The 23,446-nt window shown below is 63.6% G+C and carries 21 protein-coding genes and 2 tRNA genes; 15 read left to right on the top strand and 8 right to left on the bottom strand.

Annotation, left to right across the window (positions count from 1 at the left end; all coding sequences use genetic code 11):
* Positions 1-11 precede the first annotated feature (11 nt).
* From VFZ66_25780 to VFZ66_25770, 3 genes are all read right to left on the bottom strand, one after another.
* Entirely contained in the window at positions 12-221 is a 210-nt protein-coding gene (locus tag VFZ66_25780; protein ID HEX6292620.1) for a PspC domain-containing protein, read from the bottom strand.
* 80 nt (positions 222-301) lie between these two features.
* The gene (locus VFZ66_25775) at positions 302-1,087 is read right to left on the bottom strand and encodes an SDR family oxidoreductase (protein ID HEX6292619.1); all 786 of its coding nucleotides are present in this window, start codon (positions 1,085-1,087) and stop codon (positions 302-304) included.
* 81 nt (positions 1,088-1,168) lie between these two features.
* Complete coding sequence (locus tag VFZ66_25770; GenBank protein ID HEX6292618.1) at positions 1,169-2,896, bottom strand: M20/M25/M40 family metallo-hydrolase; 1,728 nt, start codon at positions 2,894-2,896, stop codon at positions 1,169-1,171.
* Positions 2,897-3,698: 802 nt separating this feature from the next.
* On the opposite strand from VFZ66_25770, the gene VFZ66_25765 reads away from it, so the two are divergent.
* The 9 genes from VFZ66_25765 to VFZ66_25725 all read left to right on the top strand — a co-directional run bounded on the left by VFZ66_25765 (position 3,699) and on the right by VFZ66_25725 (position 13,557).
* Entirely contained in the window at positions 3,699-4,352 is a 654-nt protein-coding gene (locus VFZ66_25765; GenBank protein ID HEX6292617.1) for an L-type lectin-domain containing protein, read from the top strand.
* A gap of 8 nt (positions 4,353-4,360) precedes the next feature.
* Positions 4,361-4,675 (top strand): response regulator transcription factor, encoded by a 315-nt coding sequence (locus tag VFZ66_25760; GenBank protein HEX6292616.1) that lies wholly within the window; start codon positions 4,361-4,363, stop codon positions 4,673-4,675.
* A gap of 160 nt (positions 4,676-4,835) precedes the next feature.
* Positions 4,836-5,624, top strand: a complete 789-nt coding sequence (locus VFZ66_25755) for a glycosyltransferase family 2 protein (protein HEX6292615.1) — start codon at positions 4,836-4,838, stop codon at positions 5,622-5,624.
* A gap of 48 nt (positions 5,625-5,672) precedes the next feature.
* Positions 5,673-7,631, top strand: coding sequence for a hypothetical protein (locus VFZ66_25750; protein HEX6292614.1), 1,959 nt, complete (start codon positions 5,673-5,675; stop codon positions 7,629-7,631).
* A 94-nt stretch (positions 7,632-7,725) separates the two neighbouring features.
* Entirely contained in the window at positions 7,726-8,727 is a 1,002-nt protein-coding gene (locus VFZ66_25745; GenBank protein HEX6292613.1) for an NAD-dependent epimerase/dehydratase family protein, read from the top strand.
* Positions 8,702-10,735 carry a hypothetical protein gene (locus tag VFZ66_25740; GenBank protein ID HEX6292612.1) on the top strand — a complete coding sequence of 678 codons (2,034 nt, stop codon included), beginning with the start codon at positions 8,702-8,704 and terminating at the stop codon, positions 10,733-10,735. The genes VFZ66_25745 and VFZ66_25740 overlap by 26 nt, the downstream gene beginning before the upstream one ends.
* A gap of 96 nt (positions 10,736-10,831) precedes the next feature.
* Positions 10,832-11,974 (top strand): DegT/DnrJ/EryC1/StrS family aminotransferase, encoded by a 1,143-nt coding sequence (locus VFZ66_25735; protein ID HEX6292611.1) that lies wholly within the window; start codon positions 10,832-10,834, stop codon positions 11,972-11,974.
* A 158-nt stretch (positions 11,975-12,132) separates the two neighbouring features.
* A complete protein-coding gene (locus tag VFZ66_25730) occupies positions 12,133-12,879 on the top strand; it encodes a class I SAM-dependent methyltransferase (protein HEX6292610.1) in 747 nt (248 codons plus the stop codon).
* Between the two features lie 69 nt (positions 12,880-12,948).
* Positions 12,949-13,557 (top strand): class I SAM-dependent methyltransferase, encoded by a 609-nt coding sequence (locus VFZ66_25725; GenBank protein HEX6292609.1) that lies wholly within the window; start codon positions 12,949-12,951, stop codon positions 13,555-13,557.
* Between the two features lie 72 nt (positions 13,558-13,629).
* On the opposite strand, the gene VFZ66_25720 is transcribed toward VFZ66_25725, so the two are convergent.
* The 4 genes from VFZ66_25720 to VFZ66_25705 form a co-directional block, all read right to left on the bottom strand.
* Positions 13,630-13,944 carry a hypothetical protein gene (locus VFZ66_25720; GenBank protein HEX6292608.1) on the bottom strand — a complete coding sequence of 105 codons (315 nt, stop codon included), beginning with the start codon at positions 13,942-13,944 and terminating at the stop codon, positions 13,630-13,632.
* A gap of 140 nt (positions 13,945-14,084) precedes the next feature.
* Positions 14,085-14,176 (bottom strand) — tRNA-Ser (locus tag VFZ66_25715).
* A 71-nt stretch (positions 14,177-14,247) separates the two neighbouring features.
* Positions 14,248-14,619: a cupin domain-containing protein gene (locus VFZ66_25710; protein ID HEX6292607.1), complete on the bottom strand. Its 372-nt coding sequence runs from the start codon at positions 14,617-14,619 to the stop codon at positions 14,248-14,250.
* Positions 14,620-14,725: 106 nt separating this feature from the next.
* Positions 14,726-14,800, bottom strand: a tRNA-Asn gene (locus VFZ66_25705).
* Between the two features lie 238 nt (positions 14,801-15,038).
* Here VFZ66_25705 and VFZ66_25700 point away from each other — a divergent pair.
* Genes VFZ66_25700 through VFZ66_25690 form a run of 3 tightly spaced genes read left to right on the top strand, consistent with a single transcriptional unit; the run spans position 15,039 to position 16,713 of the window.
* Complete coding sequence (locus VFZ66_25700) at positions 15,039-16,169, top strand: hypothetical protein (GenBank protein ID HEX6292606.1); 1,131 nt, start codon at positions 15,039-15,041, stop codon at positions 16,167-16,169.
* A 54-nt stretch (positions 16,170-16,223) separates the two neighbouring features.
* The gene (locus VFZ66_25695) at positions 16,224-16,466 is read left to right on the top strand and encodes a hypothetical protein (protein ID HEX6292605.1); all 243 of its coding nucleotides are present in this window, start codon (positions 16,224-16,226) and stop codon (positions 16,464-16,466) included.
* Positions 16,467-16,494: 28 nt separating this feature from the next.
* Positions 16,495-16,713, top strand: coding sequence for a hypothetical protein (locus VFZ66_25690; protein ID HEX6292604.1), 219 nt, complete (start codon positions 16,495-16,497; stop codon positions 16,711-16,713).
* A 141-nt stretch (positions 16,714-16,854) separates the two neighbouring features.
* Here VFZ66_25690 and VFZ66_25685 read toward each other — a convergent pair whose 3' ends face one another.
* Positions 16,855-18,141, bottom strand: coding sequence for a hypothetical protein (locus VFZ66_25685; protein ID HEX6292603.1), 1,287 nt, complete (start codon positions 18,139-18,141; stop codon positions 16,855-16,857).
* A 301-nt stretch (positions 18,142-18,442) separates the two neighbouring features.
* Between VFZ66_25685 and ppdK the strand changes: the two genes are divergently transcribed.
* The 3 genes from ppdK to VFZ66_25670 all read left to right on the top strand — a co-directional run bounded on the left by ppdK (position 18,443) and on the right by VFZ66_25670 (position 23,446).
* Positions 18,443-21,058: a pyruvate, phosphate dikinase gene (gene ppdK / locus VFZ66_25680; protein ID HEX6292602.1), complete on the top strand. Its 2,616-nt coding sequence runs from the start codon at positions 18,443-18,445 to the stop codon at positions 21,056-21,058.
* A 69-nt stretch (positions 21,059-21,127) separates the two neighbouring features.
* On the top strand, positions 21,128-22,117 hold the full coding sequence (locus tag VFZ66_25675) for a phosphotransferase (GenBank protein HEX6292601.1): 990 nt from the start codon (positions 21,128-21,130) through the stop codon (positions 22,115-22,117).
* Positions 22,118-22,240: 123 nt separating this feature from the next.
* On the top strand, positions 22,241-23,446 hold the full coding sequence (locus tag VFZ66_25670) for an ROK family transcriptional regulator (protein HEX6292600.1): 1,206 nt from the start codon (positions 22,241-22,243) through the stop codon (positions 23,444-23,446).

Here is a 23,446-nt window from a genome sequence, read left to right as displayed (position 1 = left end):
GACTGGTCGGCTCAATGATGCTGTCCGCTGTAGCGCTCCTCAGGCATCACCAGCCACAAGATGACGTACGGCAGGAGTCCGGGCACGCCGCCGGGCAGCAGCATCAGGATAAAGAGAAACCGGATGATCACCGGATCGATGCCGAAATACTCGCCAAGTCCTCCACACACGCCCGCGATGATACGGTTGGTGGTGGATCGCTGTAATCTTCGCGTTTCCATGCGCCGCTCCTTTCAGCAAATCAAGCGTTGATGTGACGCGCTGGCGGGAGGCGATGTTGCAGCGCTCGGCTCGTCTGCCTTCAATCGCGCTGTCGCCGCGCGCTCCGCACTGCCTGGAGCGGACCCCAGCCAGCGCCCAGCGCCGAGTCGCCGCCGTCGACGCGAATGGTGGTGCCGGTGATGTAGGCCGCGTCCGGCGAGGCTAGAAACGCGATCACTGCCGCGATCTCGTCGACGGTGGCGAAGCGGCCAAGCGGGTTGAGCCGCGCGAAGTCGTCGGTTTCAAAGGCGGCCTCGCCGCCTGTGGCCGCCACGGGACCCGGCGCGACGTTAATCGCGCGAATGCCGCTCGGCGCGACCTCCAACGCCAGCGCGCGCGTCAGGTGTTCCAGCGCGGCCTTGAAGGCGCCATAGGCGAGGGTTTGCGGATCGGCGACCTGCGCCAGGGTCGACGAGAGGTTGACGATGACCCGATCGCCGCTGGCCGCTTCGAGCAGCGGCAGCGCCGCCCGCGTACACAAAAAGACGCTGGTCAGGTTGAGCGCGAAGAGCCGCTGCCAGTCGTCAAGCGAAAGCGCGCGCAGCTCGCTGCTACAGGTCGATCCAACGCCGTTGATCAGCGCCGCCAATGGCCCGGCCTGCGCCACCTGCCCAAAGACGCGCGCGACATCGTGCTCGCTGGTCATGTCGCCGACGATGGTCTGGAGCGCGTCCGTGGACGCGGCGGCCTTCAGCTCGTCCAGCGCGGCGGCATCCACGTCCACGGCGACGACGGCGAATCGATCCGCCAGCAAGCGCCGGACGGTCGCTCGTCCGATGCCGCCTGCGGCTGCGGTGACAACCGCGATGCGCGATAGCTGCTGCATGCTCCTTGCTCCTGGTTTCGAGTTTCGAGTTGCGGCCCTCAACCAAGGCCGGGTGCCAGACCCACTTGCTCTTTCGTCCCCTTACACACCCGCGCCAGCGGTCAGGCCTGCGAAGATCAGCAGATTCAGGCCCACCAGCGCCGATACGATCGGCAGCACCCACCGGCTGCGGCTGGTCATCAGCATCAGGTGCGGCAGCAGCAGCCCGAAGAGCAGCACCACAAAGAACAGCACCGGCACGTACAGCGGCAGGAACAGCGCCACGAAGAGGCCACGGATCAGCGGCGTCAGCAGCAGCAGACCGCTGATCGCCGGGAGCAGCACCAGCAGCAGCGTAACTCTGGGCGCATCCTCATCGCGCGCCGTGAACTTAACCGCCAGCGCGATCAGACCAAAGATCAGCGGCCAGGTGAACAGATAGCTGGTGCCTGGCAGCGCAAACGTGGTGGCTACCAGGACGATCAGCCACCACAGCCACGCGCCGACGATCAGATTGTTCAGCAGGACGCGCCTGCGGAGCCAGACGTAGAGCGCCGAGGTGATCGCGAGCGCCAGGGCGATATAGCTGATGGTGAAGTATTGCCAGTTGTAGGTCGCGCCGTTGAGCATGTTGATCGGCTGTGCGTTCATCAGCAGCAGCAGGAACGAGAGCGCGTACACGCCCAGCAGGCTGGCGATCAGGACCAGTAAAAAGATAAAGAAGCCGCCGATCACGCCTCTGATGGTCAGCCGCCCACGCCGGAAGCCGAGCACGATCACGCCGACAAAGAGGATCGCCGTCAGGATCATCAGCGGTAGATTGAGCGCCTGCGAGTAGTGGACGACAAAGCCCAGGATGTTAAAGTAGGTGCGGTTGGGCGCGCTGGTGTTGTCGAGGCTGGTATTCGCAAGCTGCCGGGCGAGGCCCAGCATATACGATCCGTGGTGCTGCAAGGTGCGCGGGTTCAGGTTGGCGACGCTGTCGGTCGGCATGTGGTAGTGGACGAAGCCGTCGATAAAGGCAAAGCCAAAGCCCGGCATGTTCGCCTGGCGGAACATGGTGAGATCCGTATCGTTCGGCAGCAGTTGATAGATGTCGTAGGTGAACGAGTAGCCCACGGGATACGGCGACTTGGCAAACTGGCTGATCAGCCAGCCGTTGTTGTCGCTCGTCTCGAACATATAGGACGGGCCGGTCGTGCCGCGCGCCTCGAAGTTCATCACGACGTTCACATCATCTGCCCAGGGATGCTCCTCCACGAACGCTTTCGCGCCCAGCAGCCCGCGCTCTTCGCCATCGGTGAACAGGAAGATGACATCGTTAGCCGGGGCCTGGCCGACGCGCAGCGCGCGGAGCGTTTCGAGCATCGCGGCGATGGCGGACATATCATCGCTCGCGCCCGGCCCGCGCTGGACGCTGTCGTAGTGGCCCGCGATCATTACGGCATTGTTGCCGCCGCCCGTGCCTTCGAGCCGCGCCATCACGTTCTCGATCGTAGCGGAAGATTCCTGACCGTTGCGCAGCGTGCGCGTGACGGTGGCGGTCTGAAACTCCGGCTGGAGGCCCTGCTTCGTCAACTCCGCGGCGATATACTCACGGGCTTTGGTGTTTTCTGCTGAGCCGACCGGACGGGGATGTTGGGCAATGATCTCAAGATGTTGGAGCGCTCGCGCGGCTGAAAACTCGGTCGGCGCGGCATCCAGGCTGGCTGCTCTGGGCGGCTCCATCTGGTACATGCCCAGGAATGCCAGAGCGGCCAGCAGCACGAATGTAAGAATACCGGTTGGCACGACGAAGCCTGCCTGATTGTCCGACGTACGCGATTCCATGAGCGGCTGTTCCTTTCGCTAAGTCTGTGAGCCTATGCTGGACAAGCGTTGAATGCTCTCTACCGATCGTCGAGGCGGGTGCTATCGATCGGGCTGGACGATGAATAGCGGGCGCTTTTTTGGTGCGTGTACCTGCTGCTCTACGAGCAATACCACGATCGACGTCGAGCATGAGCGACGGCGACTATGGCGATTGTATCACGTCCCTGGGATCTGCCGGTAAGCCTGGGGTCCCGGCGACGTTAGGGTTTAACTGACACACGTTTTGTTCGTTGAACCATATCTTTCCGAGGAATGGCCTCTCTCAGACTTTGCCGGCTCGGAAAGGACGACACCCAAATGATGATACGGCCAGGATTGCTTCGAGTTATCGATTTTTCTACCGAAAACCGATACACCACCACCTCATGGACGTGGTCAAATACAGTCAGGCATAGTGCTGCACCAAGTTGGTCTGCACCTGATGAGGATAAAGAGGCTGACATGATCTAGAAGTGTACACCTGTCATCAACGAGTCCAGTAAGCGAGTCAACGGATCGCTTGATCAGGTTCGTCACGTTGGACGACTCCAACCCGTTGAAGCAACTCTCCTATCAGCAGGAAGCAACGTATGGTGCCTGGCAGCAGGGACACCATCCCTGCTGCTCACCAAGAGCATATCGTATCGTCGAGCGCCAGCTATGATGATCTCCTACGGACACCCCCATATCTGTCCGTAACAACACAACCATTACCGCACGTTCATCGTCACGCACCTGTATCACACTCACCTGATACGTATTGCAAATCGGAGAGATTCTCATGGATACAACACGCTTCAGCCGCCATCGCCGCACGCACATCGTCCCGCGATGGGTTTCGCTCACGCTCCTATGGGCAGTGCTGACAACGCTGCTCCCGCTCAACAGCGCGCCAGTTCACGCGGCAACGTATACCATCACCGCCGCGATGCCCAAGTTCACCGCCGACAACATCGGCAAATGGCAGCTTAATCACCATGCGCTCCACAGCGGGGATGCGCTCCGCCTGACGCCGCTGACTGAAAACCGCCCGGTACCTTCGCGAGCGGGTAGCGCCTTCTTGCGAGATCGGGTCACGCTGGCCGAGGATCGCTCATTCAATGCGTACTTCGAGATGCAAATCTCCGACCCAGGTACTCCCTATGGTCAGAGCGGCGCCGATGGGCTGGTCTTCACCCTCCAGCCGATCTCAAACACGGCGGTTTCGTTTGGAGGCATGGCCTATGAGGGACTCAATCCCAGTGTTGGTATTGAATTCGATACCTGGCACAACAGCGAGTGGTACGTGCTGGACCCGGATGATAATCATGTGGGCCTCAACATTTTAGTGCGGGCGATCGGCTACCGTTCCCAACCGGAGGTCATCTCGCCGAGGCTCAAGCTGATCTACAGGACGCGACAATCCGTATCCTGCTTGTCGATGATTACCCGGTGATTCGGCAGATGACTCGTCGTCTGCTCTCGCTCCACGCCGACATGGCTGTGGTTGGCGAGGCCAGCAATGGGGCCGAGGCGATGGACCTGGTGATGCAGGTCCAGCCCGATGTCGTGCTGATGGACGTGTACATGCCGATTCTGGATGGCGTTGCGACCACCAGGCAGATGCGCGCGGTCTATCCGGATCTCCCGATTGTGCTTTTCACGAGTTGTGACCGCGATGGTTATGTGCTTGAAGGGCTGCGTGCAGGCGCTGAAGCCTATCTCCTAAAGCACGTCGCGACCGAGGTGCTGGTGTCAACGCTTCGTGCGGCACTTTAGGAGCGATGATTCGTGGCTAGGGACACGCCAAGCGTGTCCCACCTGCCTGCTCAGGTTCGACCCGGCGCGGCTGCCAAACTTGAAACGTGATCGTTCAACCGACAGCGCTTGTCGAGCGCCGCAGCCTGACGGCGGATTGCATGATATAATCCGCCGCGTTATGACGACAGCGAATCTTTCTGATGCCAAACGCCCAAGCATCACGGCGTTTTTCCCGGCCTACAACGACGGCGGCACGATCGGCAGCCTGGTCGTGACGACGCTGCATACCCTGGCAGAGCTGACCGACGATTACGAAGTGATTGTGGTGGAGAACGGCAGCACCGATTACACCGTCGAGGTGCTTGAGGATCTGGCGCAGCAGTACGATCGGCTGCGGGTGCTGACGCATCGCTACAGCCTGGGCTACGGCGGCGCGCTGCGCGTGGGCTTTGCCAGCGCTACCAAGGATCTGATCTTCTATACCGACGGCGACGCACAGTACGATCCGCGCGAGCTGAAGCTGCTGGTGCCGCAGATGCAGCCAGGCGTCGATGTGGTCAATGGCTACAAGATCAGCCGCTCAGACCCGCTGCACCGCAAGATCATCGGGCGGCTCTATCATCACGGCGTCAAGCTGATGTTTGGCTTTAGGCTGCGCGATGTCGACTGTGATTTCCGGCTGATCCGGCGTCAGGTGTTCGACGTGATCGATCTGGAGTCGCCCGACGGCACGATCTGTCTGGAGCTGGTTAAAAAGCTGCAAGACGCCGGATTCCGCTTCGCGGAGGTGCCCGTGCATCATTACCATCGAACCTACGGCACGTCGCAATTTTTCAACTTTCGGCGGCTGCGCCGGATTCCTCCGCAGTTGATCAAGCTCTGGTGGAAGCTGGTGATTCGCCGCGAGCATCTTCAGCGCATCCGCGAGCGTCTCGCCGCGCTTGAGGCGACGACGAGCAATGGCTAGCGACGTGCCAGGTTCATGAGCGAAGGTCGATCAATCAGCCGCTCAGCTATGCGTCTCGTCCGCCCACAGATCCACCGGCCTACCCTGGCGCGCAGCCTGGCCGCCGATCTGCTGCTGGCGCTGAGCCTGACGCTGCTGCTGATCGTCGGCAGCACATGGAGCTATCGCCAGCGTTTGGCGTACGCGCTGCCGATCGAGCACCACGACGGGCTGCATCGGAGCGGACTGGGCGAGGCCGAGTCGAGCGGGAACGGCTGGCATCGCTGGAGCGCGCCCTCAACGCTGATCCGCTTTCCGGGCGTTGGGCGGGCAGGCTATCAGGTGACGCTGCTCTTTCATAATCCGAGCGTCGATCCGCCGCGCACGCTCACGGTTGGCGTCGGCAAGCACCAGCTTGGAGCCTACGCGCTGCGGCCCGGCTGGCAGCAGGTGTCGATCGCGCTGCCTGCGGCGCTGATCGACGGCACGAGCGGCGATCTCGATCTGACCATACGGGCCGAGCCGCCGCTGGATGCCGGGAGTCGCAGGCTGGGCATTGCTGTGCGCGGGCTGTGGCTGGAGCAGCTCAGCGCCGCGCAGCCACCAACCAATGTGCAGTGGAGTGTGGCGCTGTGTCTGCTGCTGCTGGTGGTTCCGCTGCGCTTGCTCGGCACGCCGACGCGCTGGACTGGCCTCGGCGTTGGGGCGCTGCTGCTGCTGGCCCTGCTGCTGCTAGCCTGGCTGCGGATCGATCTGCTGATCGCGCTGCCGCTGCTCAACCGGACGCTGCCGCTGAGTCTGATCGCACTGCCTCCGCTGTGGCTATGGCTGCGTCGGCAAGATCCACGGGCACGGCCCTGGGCGCGAGCGGTCGCCGTCGTGGCGCTGGGCTTGTTTGTCGTGCGCTTTGTGGGCATGCAGCATCCGCAGTTCGTCCAGATCGATCATACGCTGCGGGTGAATCAGATCAAGGCGATGGCCGGTGGTGGTCGCGCGCGGGTGCAGGCGCAGTTGAGCCAGCAGTACGAGTGGGGCAGCGACGTTGTCGTGCCCTACTCGCTGCTGAGCTACGATCTGTTCGTGCCGCTGGCTCGCTGGCTGTCAACACCGCAACTGCTGGCGGCGGTCGAAGGTGTTACCTCGGCGCTGGATGCCAGCGTGGTGCTGCTGCTGTGGGGGATCGCCCGGCGCGGCGGCCTGGACGCGCGCAGCAGTTGGTGGGCGGCGGCGCTCTTCGCGGCGCTGCCGGTCGGCTATCTCTACTTCCACGACGGCAGCTATCCGACGATCATCGGCGTGTGGATTATGGTGGTGGCGCTCTGGCTGCTGACGCGCTTCGCCGATCGTCCGCGCTGGTGGCTGTGGGCCGCGGCGACAACGACGATCACGCTCAGCATCCTGATGTACGTGACGCATCTCGCGTTCGTCCCTGCGGTGCTTGGCCTGGCGGCGGCGAGTGCGTGGCTGTGGGGCGTCGGGCGGGTGCGGCAGGTGAGCCGCCGGATCGGGCTGGGCGCGGCGCTTGGCTTCGCGCTGGCGCTGCTCGGCTACTACGGCGCGCAGCTTCCCGAACTGATCGGCAGGACGATCCCAAACTACATCGCCACGCTGAGCCAGGGAGGCAGCGTTGGCCGGGATGCGAGCCTGCTGCCGGGTCCGCTGCTCGGCAATGTCTGGCAGCAGCTCTGGGGCCACTACCGCGCGATCGTCGCGGCGCTGGCGGCGCTCGGCGTGCTCCTGGCGCTGCACCGGCGCGATCGCTGGCTGACGCATGTTACCCTGGCATATGGTATCTTTCTGATCCTGACCGCCGTCGCCGATCTGCGCTTCGGGCTGTGGAATAAACATATGTACTTCGCGCTGCCGGGCGTGTGCCTGGCCGCCGGGCCGTTGCTCGGCCAGATACAGCGCCGGGGCCGGGCGGGTCGTGCGCTGGTCTTCGCGCTGTTCGGGTACCTGCTGTGGACCAGCCTGGGCGCGTGGCTGCTGCGCGTGGCCTGGTATGTCTGGTCGCTGGAAACGTTGTAAGCGGAGAACCAAGAACTCGAAACTTGGAACTCGAAACTTGAAACTTGAAACTTGAAACGTGGAACTTGAAACGTGGAACCTTGTACGAGCACCTATGAATAGCACAGAGCACACATCGTTTGCCGATAAGCGCTGCATGATCACCGGCGGACTGGGCTTTATCGGCTCGAACCTGGCGGGGCGGCTCGTGGAGCTAGGCGCACACGTGACGCTGGTCGACTCGCTGATCCCGGAGTATGGCGGCAACCTGCGCAACGCCGAGCATCTGGACCGCGATCGGGTGCGGATTAACATCGCCGATGTCCGCGACGAGTATTCGATGAACTATCTCGTGCAGGGCCAGGACTATCTCTTCAATCTGGCGGGGCAGACCAGCCATCTCGACTCGATGCACGATCCGTACACCGATCTGGAGATCAACTGCCGCGCGCAGCTTAGTATTCTTGAGGCGTGTCGCAAGCATAATCCCGATGTGCGGATCGTCTATGCCAGCACGCGCCAGATCTACGGCAAGCCCGACTATCTGCCGGTCGATGAGCGGCATCTGCTCCACCCGACCGATGTCAACGGCATCAACAAGATGGCCGGCGAGTGGTATCACATCGTCTATAACAACGTCTACGGCATCAAAGCCTGCGCGCTGCGCCTGACCAACACCTACGGCCCTCGGATGCGCGTCAAGGATGCGCGGCAGACCTTTTTGGGCATCTGGATCAAGCAGTTGATCGACGGGCAGCCGATCAAGGTCTTTGGCGACGGCTTGCAGATCCGCGATCTCAACTATGTGGACGACGTGGTCGAGGCGCTGCTGCTGGCGGCGGCGACCGACGGCGTGAACGGGCAGATCTTCAACCTGGGTGCGGACGAGACGATCAACCTGCGCGATCTGGCCCAACTGCTGATCGAGCTGAACGGCTCCGGCAGCTATGAGCTGATTCCGTTCCCAGCCGACCGCAAGACGATCGACATCGGCGATTATTACGGCGATTACCGCCTGATTCAAGGACGACTCGGCTGGCGTCCGCAGGTCGACCTGCGCGAAGGTCTGGCGCGGACCCTGGCGTTTTATCATGAACACCGACAGTTTTACTGGTAGCCTGACGCGCGATGCGCTCGACCGCAGAGCCGCCGCCGCGAGACGTGGCTGGACCTGGCAGCCCGATCTGCTGAGCGTCGCGCTGATTGCGGCGTGGGTGCTGCTCGCGCTGGCGCTGGTCTATCGCCTGCCGCAGACGCTCCGGGTCGATCTGGGCACGACCTATGCGCGCGCCTATCTGCGCGGCTTCAACCAGCCGGAGAAGAACGCGGACTACAACTACGCTTTCAGCGGCGCGCGCGCGCAGATCTTTCTTGGCGGCGCTGGCAGCGGCGTGTTCGCGACGACGCTACGCTTCGACGGCGTGCGACCGGCGGAGGCCGACCCCGCGCGCGTCTTCTTCGGCGCGCCGCAGACGCCGGTGGGCTTCAAGCCCTCGAACGGCCTGCGCTCGTACCATGTGCTGGTGCCGTCCACCAGCGGCGATCTCGACGCGCGGATTGTCGCCAATCCGTTCCAGCCTAGCGAGCGTGATCCCCGTCAGCTTGGCATTCCGGTTGATACCTTTGCCGTCCGATCGCTCACGCCGGGCCTGCCTCTGCGCGCGGCAGCGATGATCCTGGCGATCTCGCTGGGCCTGTACGGGCTGGCGCGGCGGCTGGCCCTGCGGCCAGATGTGAGCGCGCTGCTGGCGCTGCTGATTGTCTCAAGCGCGATCTACGGCCTGTTTACCAACCGGCTGCTGATCACGATCGGCCTGGTCTACTGGCTGGCGATCGTGCTGGGCCTGCATGTCGCGCTGTGGCCGCTGCGCCGCGTGGCACGCGCGATCTACGATCGTGCCGATGTGCCCCTGGCCGCCGACGAGGAGCGCTGGCTGTGGCGCATCTTCGTCGCCGCGACGCTGGTCAAGCTTGGCGGGATGCTCTATCCCCACGTGATCATCTTTGACGAGGCGGCGCATGTGCTGCGCATGAACTGGCTCCTGGAAGGTCGCTTCATGGAGCTGTACCGGCCCGGCTATACCTCGTACATGGGCGATACGGTCGGGCTGGGCGGCGGGCAGTTTCCGTACTCGCCGCTGTGGTATCTCGTCGTGGTGCCGTTCTCGTTCCTGGGCCTGGGGCTGCCGGATGCGACCAACGGCCTGAGCGCGCTGATGGATGTCTCCAAGCTCTTCCCGATCCATCTGATCGCCCGTGTGACCACCAGCTCACGGCGCACGGCGCTCTATGCCGCCGCGCTCTACAACCTGCTGCCGATGCCCTACTTTCTGCTGTCGTGGGGCAACTATCCGACGCAGTTCGGCCTGTGGGCGGCGCTGCTGGCGACCGCGTTTCTGGCGGTGCATTACCAGCGCTTCGCGCAGCATACGATCTCGTGGCGCACCTTCGGGATCTGGGTTGCGCTGCTGGCGCTGGCGATCCTCTCCTACACCGTGCTGGGCGTCTTCTCGGTGACGCTCTTTATGATGATCGGGATCTTTGGGCTATTTCAGCGCGGCGGCCTTGGCCGTAAGCGGCTGCGCTTCATCGTCACCGGCCTGCTGGCAGCCGAGCTCCTCTGCTTCGCGATCTATCATGTTCAGTTTGCCGAGGCGATCGTGATGGACACGCTTCCGGCGATCGTTTCGGGCACCGCCGATCGGGCTGACAATCCGCTCGACGCCGCCGCCGAGGCGCGCGAAAATCCGCTGGCTAACTTCGCCGCCAACAATCAGTTTACGGTCGGGCATTTCACGCCGCTGCTGCTGGTGCTGACCGGGCTGGGCGGGCTTGGGCTGGCGCAGCAGGCACACACGCGGCGCTGGTGGCCGATCTGGGGCGCGTGGCTGGGCATCTTTGTGCTGTACAGCCTGGTCAGCGCGTTCGTCGCCGATATGGTGCTCAAACATGTCTTCTTTATGATGCCGCTGGTGGCGATCTGGTCCGGCTATGTGCTGAGCCGCTGGTGGCGGCGCGGCTGGGCCGGTCGCGCGGCGGTGCTGATGGTCCTGTGTTTTCTGGCGTTTGAGGTGGCGCAGCGCGGGCATTTCTACCTGCTGATCAAACGCCACACGCCGCTTTGATGCGCCGTCAGGCCGGGGGTGTGGGGGTGGCCCCCATGATTTTCCCCCCCTGTATTCCGACAAGGCTCCTTGATTCTGTACAAGGTGGATAGATTCATGACGCTACAATCATCGCGAGAGCGATCCGTAAGCCGCGTGCCTTTCGGCGACTCGGTTCGTCAGTATCAGGCGCTGCAACACGAGCTTGACGCCGCAGCGGCGCGGGTGCTCAAGAGCGGCTGGTATATTCTGGGGCCTGAGGTGCAGGCGTTCGAGGCCGAGTTTGCGCAGTTCTGCGGCGTCGCGCACTGCGTCTCGGTCGGGAACGGCACCGAGGCGCTGCATCTGGCGCTGCGGGCGCTCGGCGTGCAGCCCGGCGACGAGGTGGTGACGGTCGCTAATGCGGGCGTGCCCGGCGCGGTTGCCGTCCGGCAGGCGGGGCTAACGCCGCGCTTCGCCGACGTGGACGATCGGGCGCATGCGCTGTCGCCTGGCTCGCTGGAGGCGACGATCACGCCGCGTACCAGAGCGATCATGCCGGTGCATCTGTACGGCCATCCCGCGCCGATGGCCGAGATCATGGCGGTTGCGGAGCGCCACGGCCTGCCAGTAGTTGAGGATTGCGCGCAATCGCACGGCGCGACCGTCGGCGGACGGATGACCGGGACGATCGGGCGGCTGGGCTGCTTCTCGTTCTACCCGACCAAAAACCTTGGCGCGCTCGGCGACGGCGGTGCGATCGTCACCGATGATGCCGCGCTGGCCGATACGCTGCGCAAGCTGCGCGTCTACGGCTGGGAGCGTAAGTACCATAGCACCGTGGCGGGCGGGATCAACTCGCGGCTCGACGAGCTGCAAGCGGCGCTGCTGCGCTGCAAGCTGCCGCATCTCACGCGCTGGAATGATCTGCGCCGCGAGCGGGCGGCCTGGTACCGCGAGCTGCTGGGCGACGTGTCCGGCCTGACGCTGCCGGAAGATGTCGCCGGACATGTTTATCACCTGCTTGTGGTGCAGGTGCATAGCGGTCGGCGCGATGCGCTGCGCCAAGCACTGACGGAGCGCGGCATCGGCACCGATATTCACTATCCGCTACCGACGCATCTCCAGCCCGCCTTCGAGGATCTGGGCTACGAGCCGGGCGAGCTGCCGGTGACGGAGCGGCTGGCCGAGACGGTGCTGTCGCTGCCGTGCTTCCCTGAGCTGACGCGCGCGGAAGTCGAGGCGGTGGCGGCGGCGATTCGCGATGTGATGGGGCAATAACGGAGTTGCAAGTTCCAAGTTCAGAGTTTCGATCTTCGGCTCTTGGTGCGCCGGGTGCCCATGCCGGGTGCCCATGCCCAGAGGGCACCCGCAGGGCACCCGCCTGGCACCCGGTTCCTGGTTTTCCCTTGGTTCTTGGCTCTGTGTTCTGAGATTGTATGGAACAGATCGAATACGAGATCATGGCCGCTGTGGAAGACGCGCACTGGTGGTATCGGGGCATGCGCGCGATCACGGCCTCCTGGCTGGATCTGGCTTACCAGCAGCGGCGCGATTTACGAATCCTCGATACGGGCTGCGGCACGGGCGGTAACGGCGAGTTCCTCCAGCGCTACGGCAGCGTCGCGGGGCTGGATCTGGCACCGCTGGCGATCCAGTTCGGGCAGCGTCGGCTGCCGGGCAGGCTGACACGCGGCTCGGTGGTTGCGCTGCCATTTGCCGACGAGGCATTTGATCTGGTGACATCGTTCGACGTGCTGTACCATCGCGCGGTGATCGACGAGCGGGAGGCGCTCAGCGAAACGGTGCGCGTGCTGCGGCACGGCGGTCGCTTCCTGGTGCGGCTTCCGGCCTATCGCTGGCTCTCGTCCAAGCACGATCGCTCGGTACATGGGCGGCACCGCTACACGGCGCGCGAGGTGCGGTCGCTGCTGACGGAGGCGGGATTGCAGGTGGAGCGCATATCGTACATCAACAGCCTCCTGCTGCCGATCCCGGTGCTTCAGCGGCTGGTCGAGCGGGTGCTGCCGGATCTGGAGCGCTCAGGCTCCGATCTCGAACTGCCTAGCCCGCTGCTGAACGCGGCGCTTGGAACGGCAATGTACACAGAGGCGGCCTGGCTGCGGCGTGGCGGTCGCTTTCCGTGCGGGCTGTCGGTGCTGGCGCTGGCGCGCAGAAGCGCTTGACACACGAGGATGCCAACGCGCTTTGTTCCTTGAGTTTTCTGAGCAACACTGAAAGATTAGTGGATTGATATGCAAAACATGCTTGATCGGGTGTCGCGCACGCCTCAACTTTGGAATCTGCTGCGCTGGGTGGTCGAGGCTGGCTTTCGTGGAGAGCACGCGGTGATCGCCAGAGAGCTGGTGCCCTTCCAAGATCGGGAGCGGCGATTCTTAGATTTTGGCTGCGGCACGGGCCAGTTTGCCGCCGACTTTCCGGCGGATCGCTATGTCGGCATGGACCTGACGAGGCCCTATATCGCGTATGCGGGTGCGACTCGTCCGGGCCAGTACAGTGTGATGGACGGTAGCGCGCTGGGTCTGGAGGATGCCAGCTTCGACGCCGCGCTGGTGCTGGGCGTGTTTCACCATTTGCCGGATCAACTGGTGCGCGACAGCATCGGAGAGCTACACCGGGTGCTCAAGCCGGGCGCGACGCTGCTGGTGATGGAAGACGTGCCGCCGCCAAGCATCTGGAACCTGCCGGGCCATCTGATGCACTGGCTTGATCGCGGCGATCATATCCGCAGCGACGCGGACTATCGCGCGCTGTTCGCGCCGCACTTCAGCGTTCGGCGCAGCTACCATATGCGCTCCGGCATCTGCGACTACGGCGTGTATGTGCTGGCGCGGCAGTGGTAGCGCCTGGTGCAGGCCCATAGAAGCGGCGGCCCTTCCATCGTGGAAGGGCCGCCGGAGCATGCGCAAGACAGGCTAGAAGGTATCGCGGAACTGCTGTTTCGCGCGCTCCCAGCCCTGGCGCACAGTATCTTTGAAGTCGTCCCAGGTGCGCTCCATCTGTGTGCCGGTCGACGTGCGATAGGTCCGATCGTAATCGTTCCAGCCGCGCTGCAAATCGGACTCGATGTCGGTGTAGGAGCGGCCACGATAGCGGTCATCCATTGCCGATTGCCAGCCGTAGCGGTAGCCGTGCTCTATGTCGTTCCATGGCCGATTTGGATTGGAGCGCTCCCAATCCGTGCGGTACTGATCGCTGTAATCTTCCCAGCGATAGTTGTGTTGAGTCATAGCAACCTCCTTGTTGTTGAATACTCACACAAACCGTACTAACCTATGCAGCATAGGCCGTGCCATGAGTGTCGTATCCCGCAGCAGGATGCGGATGCCGGGCATGCAAAAGCCGCTGCTGCATCTGCAACAACGGCTGGTGGCGGAGGGAGTGGGATTCGAACCCACGACGACGTTACCGCCGTACGGCATTTCCAGTGCCGCGCACTAGGCCAGACTATGCGATCCCTCCAGAGTCGTGACGGGCATATTATACCAGAAGCGCGGTCGAGCGCAACTACGGCCGGATGCCGCGATGAGCTGCTATGTCTCGCCGCCCTCCGGCCCGAAATACATCACCCACACCGCGAAATCATCGCTGAAATCTTCAAAGCGGTGAAGCGTCCCCGCAGGCGCAAACAGAAAGTCGCCGGGCGCGAACGGGCGACGGGTCTGGCCGTTGTAGAAGACGCCGCTGCCCTGCATCACGACATAGATCTCGTCGCGGGTATGCGGCGTCTGCGGATCAGTGCCGCGCGGGGCGTACACTTTGACCTGGAGCGTGCCATGCTCGAACAGGAGCGCCGAGCGCTCGTCGTCCGGCCCTGGCAGGTGTTGTAAGGCTTCGGCGATGGCAATGTGTGCCTTAGCAGGAGATGATCGATCCGGAGTCTGCGCTGCGTCGTCGTTGGTCATAGGGTTGCCTCCAGGGCTGGACGGTGCCGAAGAGCTGACGGTAGCATCGTACGCATAGATTGACAAAGCCCTCACGCCGGTTTACCGTTCGTGAGGGCTTGCAGTGTGGCTCCCCGACCAGGGCTCGAACCTGGAACCTACTGATTAACAGTCAGCCGCTCTACCATTGAGCTATCGGGGATCGCTGTATTTGTCTCGTTGCGTGCGGGATTATACAGGGCGCTTCGGCATTTGTCAAATACGGTTTGAGGCGAGTTTTGCGCGGCGGCGGAGAAACAGGAGCATCTTGGCGGCGGCGCTGGCATAGGCCGTCATAGGTCTGTTGGATCGCGCGGATTGTTGCAATCGATTTGTTGGAAATCTGCTGGTTCTGCTATACTCCGGTACACGTGCTGATCATCATCGCGAGAAGGTGGATTGTGGCTAACGATACTCCAAACGGAGCTACGACACGGCGCTGGACGCCGACGTTTCAACGGTCAGTTCGTCTGGTGCTGCTGCCGGTGCTGGCCTGCGCGGCACTCCTGGTCCGGCCCGCCATTCATGTCCAGGCACAAGAAGAACGCTGCTTTGACGACGAGGCGCCGGGTGTCACGGCGTGTATTGGAGGCCGTTTTCTCGAATTCTGGGAGGAGAACGGTGGTCTTGAAGTCTTTGGCTATCCGCTGACCTCGGTCCGGGCACAGAGCACCGACGATGGTACGTTCCTCACGCAGTACTTCGAGCGCGCGCGCTTCGAGCAGCATCCTGAGAATGAGCCGCCCTACGATGTCCTGCTGGGACGCCTGGGCGTCGAGCGCTTGCAGGCGCTAGGCCAGTCCCTCAGCGATTTTGCAACCGAAACGCCGATCGAGTCGTGCCAGTTCTGGCCTGAAACGCAACATAATGTCTGCGGCACCTTCCTGACCGCGTGGCGCTCCGAGGGCGTGCAGATCGACGACGATCCACGTCTCAGCGACGCCGAGCGGCTCGCGCTGTGGGGCTTGCCCCTGACGAGCCAGATCCCGGTTGCGACCGATGCCGGAACGGTGATGACGCAATGGTTTGAGCGGGCGCGCTTCGAGCAGCACCCGGATGGCACGGTCCGCTTTGGCCTGCTCGGCTCCGAAATCCTGGGCGTGGCCCCTATCGTGCCCGTGCAGCCCGATGAGACGCCGGATGAGCCAGAGCCAACACCGCCGCAGGCTGCAGCGCCGGCGGCTCCGAGCGCGCCGCCGCCGTCGATCCCGTGCAATATCAACGTGCCGTCGCCTGTGGAGGGCCTGCAAGTCTGGATGACCAATCCGACCCCATCGCGTGGCGAAGATGCGGTCGCCTGTGTGCGCTTGATTGTCAACGGCACCGTCGTGAACGGCGCACAGTCGATGGCCTATCGCTACATCGGCCAGGAGCGTCGCCCATCGATCCCGCAATCGACCGGCCTCGACGGTGTGGCGAGCTTTATCTTCTATATTCACGAGGAAGCGCCGGGTGTTACGATCCCTGTGGAGGCAGTTGTGACTCACCGGGGTGTTACCTACACCAAGTTCACGGCGTTCACACCGCGATAACATGCGACGAATACCGCACGCACTGCTCGATGGGCTGCGGCTGCGCTGTCCCCAATGCCATCGGGGCGGCTCTTCGCCAGCGGGCCGCTCCTGCCGCTGCTGACGACGCTGATCATCTTCGCGATCGTTTTTCCGGTGCTCTTCTACCACATGCCGCGCGGCCTGTGGGTCAGCATCATCTATCTCACGGCGGCCAGCACCGAGGCGGATTGCAGCCCTCGGACACATCGGTATCGAACTGCTCGCATGGCGATGATGAGCAGGAGCCCAGCACGGCAGGATTGCGGTGCTCATTGAGCAAGATCGCTCACGAAGGAGGACAATCATGGATTTGTTGGTTCAGCAGATCACCGAACGAACCGGCATCAGCGAGTCGCAGGCGCGTGAGGCCGTGCAGATGGTCGCGGGCTTTATCAAAACGCAGCTACCCGCTCCGATAGCCGCTCAGGTTGATGCGATCCTCAGCGGTCAGGGCGGCGAGAATCTGGCGGGCCAGGCTCAGCAGATGCTCGGCAATCTTGGCGATATGTTCGGCAAGCAGTAGACCCGCTAGCATACGGCTTTCGAGTTCCGAGTTCCAGGTTGCAGGCCCTCACCCCCCTCTCTCACTGCGGTAGGAGAGGGGGCGTAAGCGTTGATGGGGGACACCCCCGGCCTTGCGCCGCTTTCTTCTTTGTTTGCTCGCTTAAATCACATCGCCGAGATAGACCGAGCCGATCAGGTAGTGCAGCACAGAGATCGCCGTCAGCAGGCCGATGAGCCAGAGCGGCCAGCGCCGGATACCAAGCGCGGTCAGCAGCAGCAGCGGCACCGTAAAATCCAGCGTGTAGCGCGGGCCGAACTGCCGCCAGCCGGTGCCCATCAGCAATAAAATCGGCACCGCCACCAGCAGGATCGTCGCGAGCAGCGCCCAGACCGACCAGCGCGGACGCCCGACGACGATACCCCAGAGCGCGGCGAAAAAGACGGGGCTGAGCACGAACAGGCTGCCGCCCATGTCGCTCCCCGGTCGCCACGGGAACGGGTAGGCCACGAATTGATAGAAGAGGTTGATCGGCAGGTAGTGCAGATCGAACGCGCCGTAGCGCTGGTAGTCGCGCGCAAAGAACGCCGACATACGGTGATAGGCCAGCCCGTTGTCGAGCGCGCTGCCGAAGCGCAGCCAGTTGTACATGCCCAGCAGCGTGACCGCCAGGATCACCGGCCCGATCCCGATCAGGACGTAGCCGAACAAGCGCCAGCCGCGCTCGGACGGCTCCTGCCAGTGCCGCCACAGCAGGTAGCAGGCGGGCCACAGCCCGGCGAAGACCAGATGGTTGCGCGTCAGCAGCGCGCCGCCGAGCGCCAGACCCGCGCAGAGAAACGCCACCGACCGCCGCAGATCGATCGCCGCCAGGTAGGCCAGCGCCACACACGCGAAGCCCACAAGCTGGCCGGTGTACCAGACTCTCCCGTACGGCGCGAGAGCGGTGTGTGTCGTGCCGAGCGCGAAGAAGAGCACCAGCAGCCCGCGTTGCAGCGACGACAGCGCGATGATACCGCGCGCGCTGGCGTGGCGCAGCAGCAGCGCGACCAGCGCCACGTTGAGGCCGCCGACGCCGATCGTCAGCAGAATATCGCTGACGCCCACGCCCCACACCGCGACGAACGGCAGCAGCGCCAGCGCCGGGAAGGGCGGCCAGTAGAGGTAGTAGCGCCCGCCGAAGACGCTCAGATCGTGGATGCTGGCTGGCGTGACCCGCAGATGTACCTGCCCGTGCAGAAGCGCATCGGCGAGGTAGTTGAAATAGGCGTACTCCGACGCATGCCAGAGCGAGCCGTGCTTCGCGGCGATGATCGTGTAGGCTGCCATCGCAAGCAGCGCGCTCCAGAGCGGATGCTCCCAGTGCAGCAGGCGGTGCCGCAGCCAGTGCCAGCGGCGTTCCGCTTGCGCCAGCGTCGTCGGTTGCCGCTTCAGATATGATTGCTCCATGCCTCTCCCTCGCCTGTCGCACGAAGAACCAAGCACCAAAAGCCTTGGCTTAAGTTCGTTCTTCCCTTGTTCGCTTGCTCGCTTGTTCTCTCGATTGTAGCGTAGTTTTGCTTGCACGGCGATTGCTGCAAGCGTTTCGATCGGGAGAGTGGAGGTGCAGCCCAGGGTGTTTTTGACACTGCCGGACGAACGCGCTACAATCGCAGCAGGAGCGCACGCTGCCGTTATACCTGCTCAATGATGCGCAGACACACGGTTGCTGCGCCTTTTTGTGTGAATTCTCCTAGAAGGAGTACGGTTAATGTCTAAGAAGTACGTGTACCTCTTCCGCGAGGGCGACGCCTCAATGCGTGACTTGCTGGGCGGTAAGGGTGCCGGCCTGGCGGAGATGACCCGATCGGGAGCGCCGGTTCCTCCGGGCTTTACGATCACGACCGAAGCCTGTAACGCCTACTACGCCAGTGACAGCCAGTTCCCCGAAGGTCTGTGGGATCAGGTGCTCGACGCGCTCAAAGATGTCGAGCAGCAGACCGGCAAGAAGTTTGGCGATCCGTCGAATCCGCTGCTCGTATCGGTGCGGTCGGGCGCGAAGTTCTCGATGCCCGGCATGATGGATACGGTGCTCAACCTTGGCCTGAACCAGGATACCCGCGAGGGCATTGCCCGGCTCACCGACAATCCGCGCTTTGCCGCCGATGCTTATCGCCGCTTCGTGCAGCTCTTCGGCAAGATCGTGCTGGGCGTGGACGGCGAGAAGTTCGAGCATGTCATGGACGAGGCCAAGGGCCACGGCCAGCGCCAGGATACCGACCTCAGCGCGGACGAGCTGTTGCAGATCGCCGATCGCTTCAAGCAGATCATCAAGGAAGATAAGGGCGTTGAGTTCCCCGATGACCCGATGGAGCAGCTCCGCGAGTCGATCGCCGCTGTGTTCCGCTCGTGGTTCGGCAGGCGGGCCGTCGACTATCGCCGCCTGAACAAGATTCCCGACGATCTCGGCACCGGCGTGAACGTCCAGACGATGGTCTTCGGCAACATGGGCAACGATAGCGCCACGGGCGTGGCCTTTAGCCGCGACCCATCGACCGGCGAGAATGTGCTCTACGGCGAGTATCTGGTCAACGCCCAGGGCGAAGACGTGGTCGCCGGTGTGCGCACGCCGCGTCCGATCGCCGAGATGGAGCGGGATATGCCGGAGGTCTATCAGCAGTTCGCGCAGATCGCGCGGCAGCTTGAGCAGCACTACCGCGACGTGCAGGACATGGAGTTTACCGTCGAGCGCGGTAAGCTCTACATGCTCCAGACTCGTACCGGCAAGCGCACGGGCGCGGCGGCGGTCACGATCGCGGTCGATCTGGTCAACGAGGGTGTGATCGACAGGGCGACGGCGGTCCAGCGTGTTGAGCCTGCGCAGCTCGATCAGTTGCTCCACCCGACGATCACGCCTGCGGCGAAGGCCCGTGCCAATATGCTGGCGAAGGGCCTGCCCGCGTCGCCCGGCGCGGCCAGCGGCGAGGTGATCTTCGATCCCGACGAGGCCGAGCAGCGCGCTCAGAACGGCGAGAAGGTGATTCTGGTGCGTGTCGAAACCGCGCCCGAAGACTTTCACGGCATGGTCGCGGCGCAGGCGGTGCTCACGGCGCGCGGCGGTATGACCTCGCACGCGGCAGTGGTGGCGCGTGGTATGGGCAAGCCCTGCGTGGCCGGCGCTGGCGATATTCGGATCAACTACCGTAGCGAAGAGTTCTCGGTCAACGGCACGGTCGTCAAGAAGGGCGAGTACATCACGCTCGACGGTACGACCGGCGAGGTGTTCCAGGGCAAGCTTGACACGCAGAATCCTGAGCTTGGCCCCGACTTCCAGACGCTGATGACCTGGGCCGACGAGGTTCGGCAGATCGGTGTGCGCACCAACGCCGACACGCCGCATGATGCCGAGGTGGCGCGTGGCTTCGGCGCGGAGGGCATCGGGCTGTGCCGCACTGAGCACATGTTCTTCGAGGGCAACCGCATCGACGCCGTGCGCGAGATGATCGTCGCCGAGACGCTGGAAGAGCGCAAGGCCGCCCTGGCGCAGATCGAGCCGTACCAGAAGGAAGACTTCGTCGGGATCTTCAAGGCGATGAACGGCCTGCCGGTGACGATCCGCACGCTCGATCCGCCGCTGCACGAGTTCTTGCCGCATGAGGACGAGGAGATTCGCGATCTGGCCGGCAAGATGGGCATTCCCTTCGAGCGGCTGAAGAGCAAGGTCGAAAGCCTGCGCGAGGCCAATCCGATGCTCGGCTTCCGTGGCTGCCGCCTGGGCATGGTCTATCCTGAGATCACCGAGATGCAGGCCCGCGCGATCTTCACCGCCGCCAAGGAGTGCAAAGAGCAGGGCGTCGACGTGCAGCCTGAGGTGATGATACCGTTGGTCAATACCGTAGAGGAGCTGCGCCGTCAGGCCGACATCGTGCGCCGCGTGGCCGATGAGGTCGGCTTTAGCGATTATCTGGTCGGCACGATGATCGAGCTGCCGCGCGCCGCGCTGGTCGCCGATAAGATCGCCGAGGTTGCTGAGTTCTTCTCGTTCGGCACCAACGACCTGACGCAGACCACGATGGGTATTAGTCGCGACGACAGCGCGCGCTTTGTGCCCAAGTACGTCGAGGAAAAGATCTTCCGTGACGATCCGTTCCAGGTGCTCGACCAGGAAGGTGTCGGGCAGCTGGTACAGATCGGCACCGAGCGCGGTCGCAAGACCCGCAGCGATCTGAAGGTTGGGATCTGCGGCGAGCATGGCGGCGAGCCTAGCTCTGTGGTCTTCTGCGCCAAGGTTGGCCTCGACTACGTCTCGTGCAGCCCGTACCGCGTGCCGATCGCGCGGCTGGCTGCGGCGCAGGCGGCGCTGGGCGAGGCCCGGCGCGACAAGTAAGCTCGTTCGATGGTTTCCGGCAGGGGCGTTCTACGGAGCGCCCTTGTTGTGTTGTGGAGGACGTTTCGGGTGGATGCCGAAGACACGACCATCGTCGCGATGCTGCGGGAGGCGCTCCGAAGCGCCTACGACGTGCAGCCCGTGGCGCTGACGCGGCTGATCGGCACCGAGGGCGATAAGCCGGTCTATCTGGCGATGCTGCCCGACGCGACGCGCTGGGTGGTGCGCGTGTACATGCCCGCGAATACCAGGAGCGACATCGCGGCCACCGCGCGGGTGCTGATCGCCCTGGAAGAGGCCGACTATCCGGCTGAGCGGCTGGTACATACCGTTGATGACGCGCCCTTTGCCGCTCGCGACGGCTGGCGTTTGCTGGTGACACGCTTTGTTGCGGGCATGCCTGTGAGCCGCGACCTGCCGACGCTGACACGGCTCGGCGCGCTGCTGGGACGCCTGCACGCCCAGTTCGAGGCCGCGCCGCTGCTCGAAGCGCTGCCGATCTCGGAGCGCAGCATTGCCCAGGAAATGAGCCTAGCGCTCGACGATCTCGCCAGCATCGCGGGGCGTGTTCCGCCTCAACTTCAGCCGCTCTATGCTGCGCTACTCGCGGCGATCGATGCCACGCAGCACTGGACAGACCTGCCCGCCACGCTGATCCACAGCGATTTCCATCCCGGCAACGTGCTGGCGCTGCCCGACGGGACGCTCACGGTGATCGATTGGGACGGCGCGGGCACCTGTCCTGCGATCCTCGACCTTGGCTTTTTGCTCGGCTCGTGCCATCCTGAGCACGGCGACAAGCCCGATGCCGCGCAGATCGATGCGCTGATCGCGGGCTACGGCCAGCACCATCGCCTGACGCAGCCTGAGCTGGACGGCCTGTTCGATGCGATTCGCTTCCGCCCGCTGACGTTTCTGGCCGCCGAGCTGCCGCAGATGGTCGCTGCTCCCGGCTGGCGTAGCCCCAACTATGACTGGTGGTTTGCGCGCTATGCGGCCAGCGCTGAAACGGCGCTGCTGGCACGCGCCGCCTTCGAGCGTGTGGCGTGGCAAGGCTGAGCGGCGGCCTGCCGAAAGTCCAAAGAATCCGCATCCCATAGCCTCAGATGGACGAAAAAGAGCCGAGTATTTCGTTTGATCGTTCAGTTGACGAACGAAATGAGTTCGGCTATGATTGCGCGCATGGGAACTGTACCACTGACGGCTGATCTTTCGCTCATGCGCGAGCTAAACCAGGCGCTGATCCTCAACCTCGTGCGCCAGGAGGGCCAGATCTCGCGCGCGGAAATCGCCAAGCGTACCAATCTCAGCCGCTCCACGGTTTCCAATATCATCAACGAGCTGATCGAGGCCGATCGCATCCGCGAGATCCACAAGGGCGAGTCGCGGGGCGGGCGGCGGCCTATTCTGCTGGAGCTAAACTACCGCTCGCACTGCTGTGTTGGCATCGAGCTAGCGACCACGTTTCTGCATCTGGTGATCACCGATCTCAAGGCGGAGATTTTATACCAGCATACCGAGCCGTTCGACATCACGGCGGGTCCTGATCACGGCGTGCATCTGGTCCAGCAGGTGCTAGAGCGCGCGCTGCGCGACGCCGGGATCGACACGGCCAGAGTGACCGGCGTGGGCATCGGCATTCCCGGCCCGATCACCTACGCCACGGGCCAGACGATCGCGCCGCCGATCATGCCGGGCTGGAGCGGCGTGTGCCTGCCCGATCGCTTCAGCGAGGCGCTGCCGTTTCCGGTCCACGTCGACAACGACGCGAATCTCGGCGCGCTGGCGGAGTATCGCTGGGGCGTGGCTCCGAGCATCCGCAATATGGCCTACATCTACCTGGGCACAACCGGGATCGGCGCCGGGCTGGTGCTGAACGGGAGCATCTACCGGGGCGAGATCGGCTCGGCGGGCGAGATCGGCCACCTGACGATCGACGAGGATGGCCCGCTGTGCTCCTGTGGCTCGCACGGCTGTCTGGAAGCCATGGCCGGTGTGCCGCAGATCCTCCGGGCCGCCGCGCGGCTTGGCAACGGGCAGCCCCGATCGCTTGACCAACTGATCGAGCACGCGCACAATGGGAATCAGGCTGCGCGCGATCTTTTTGTCAGGGCGGGCACACATCTTGGTGTTGCCGTTGCGAGCCTGCTCAATCTGTACAATCCTGGCCTGGTGGTGCTGGGCGGGCCGCTGGCGGCGGCGGGCGAGCTGCTGCTGGAAACGGTGCGCGCTACGGCTCGTGAGCGGGCGCTGCCGATTACGCTTGAGCATTGTGATATTGTCGCGGGACGCCTGGGGACGAACGCGGTTTCCCTCGGCGCGGCAGGCCAGATCATTCAAACCGTCTTTAGCCCCCCGGCCCTGGATACGTTGGTCGGGCAGCTTTAG

Source organism: Herpetosiphonaceae bacterium, from assembly GCA_036374795.1.
Lineage (GTDB): Bacteria > Chloroflexota > Chloroflexia > Chloroflexales > Kallotenuaceae > LB3-1.
The sequence above is the reverse complement of the archived record's forward strand: the minus strand, read 5'-3'. Positions and strand labels throughout refer to the sequence as shown.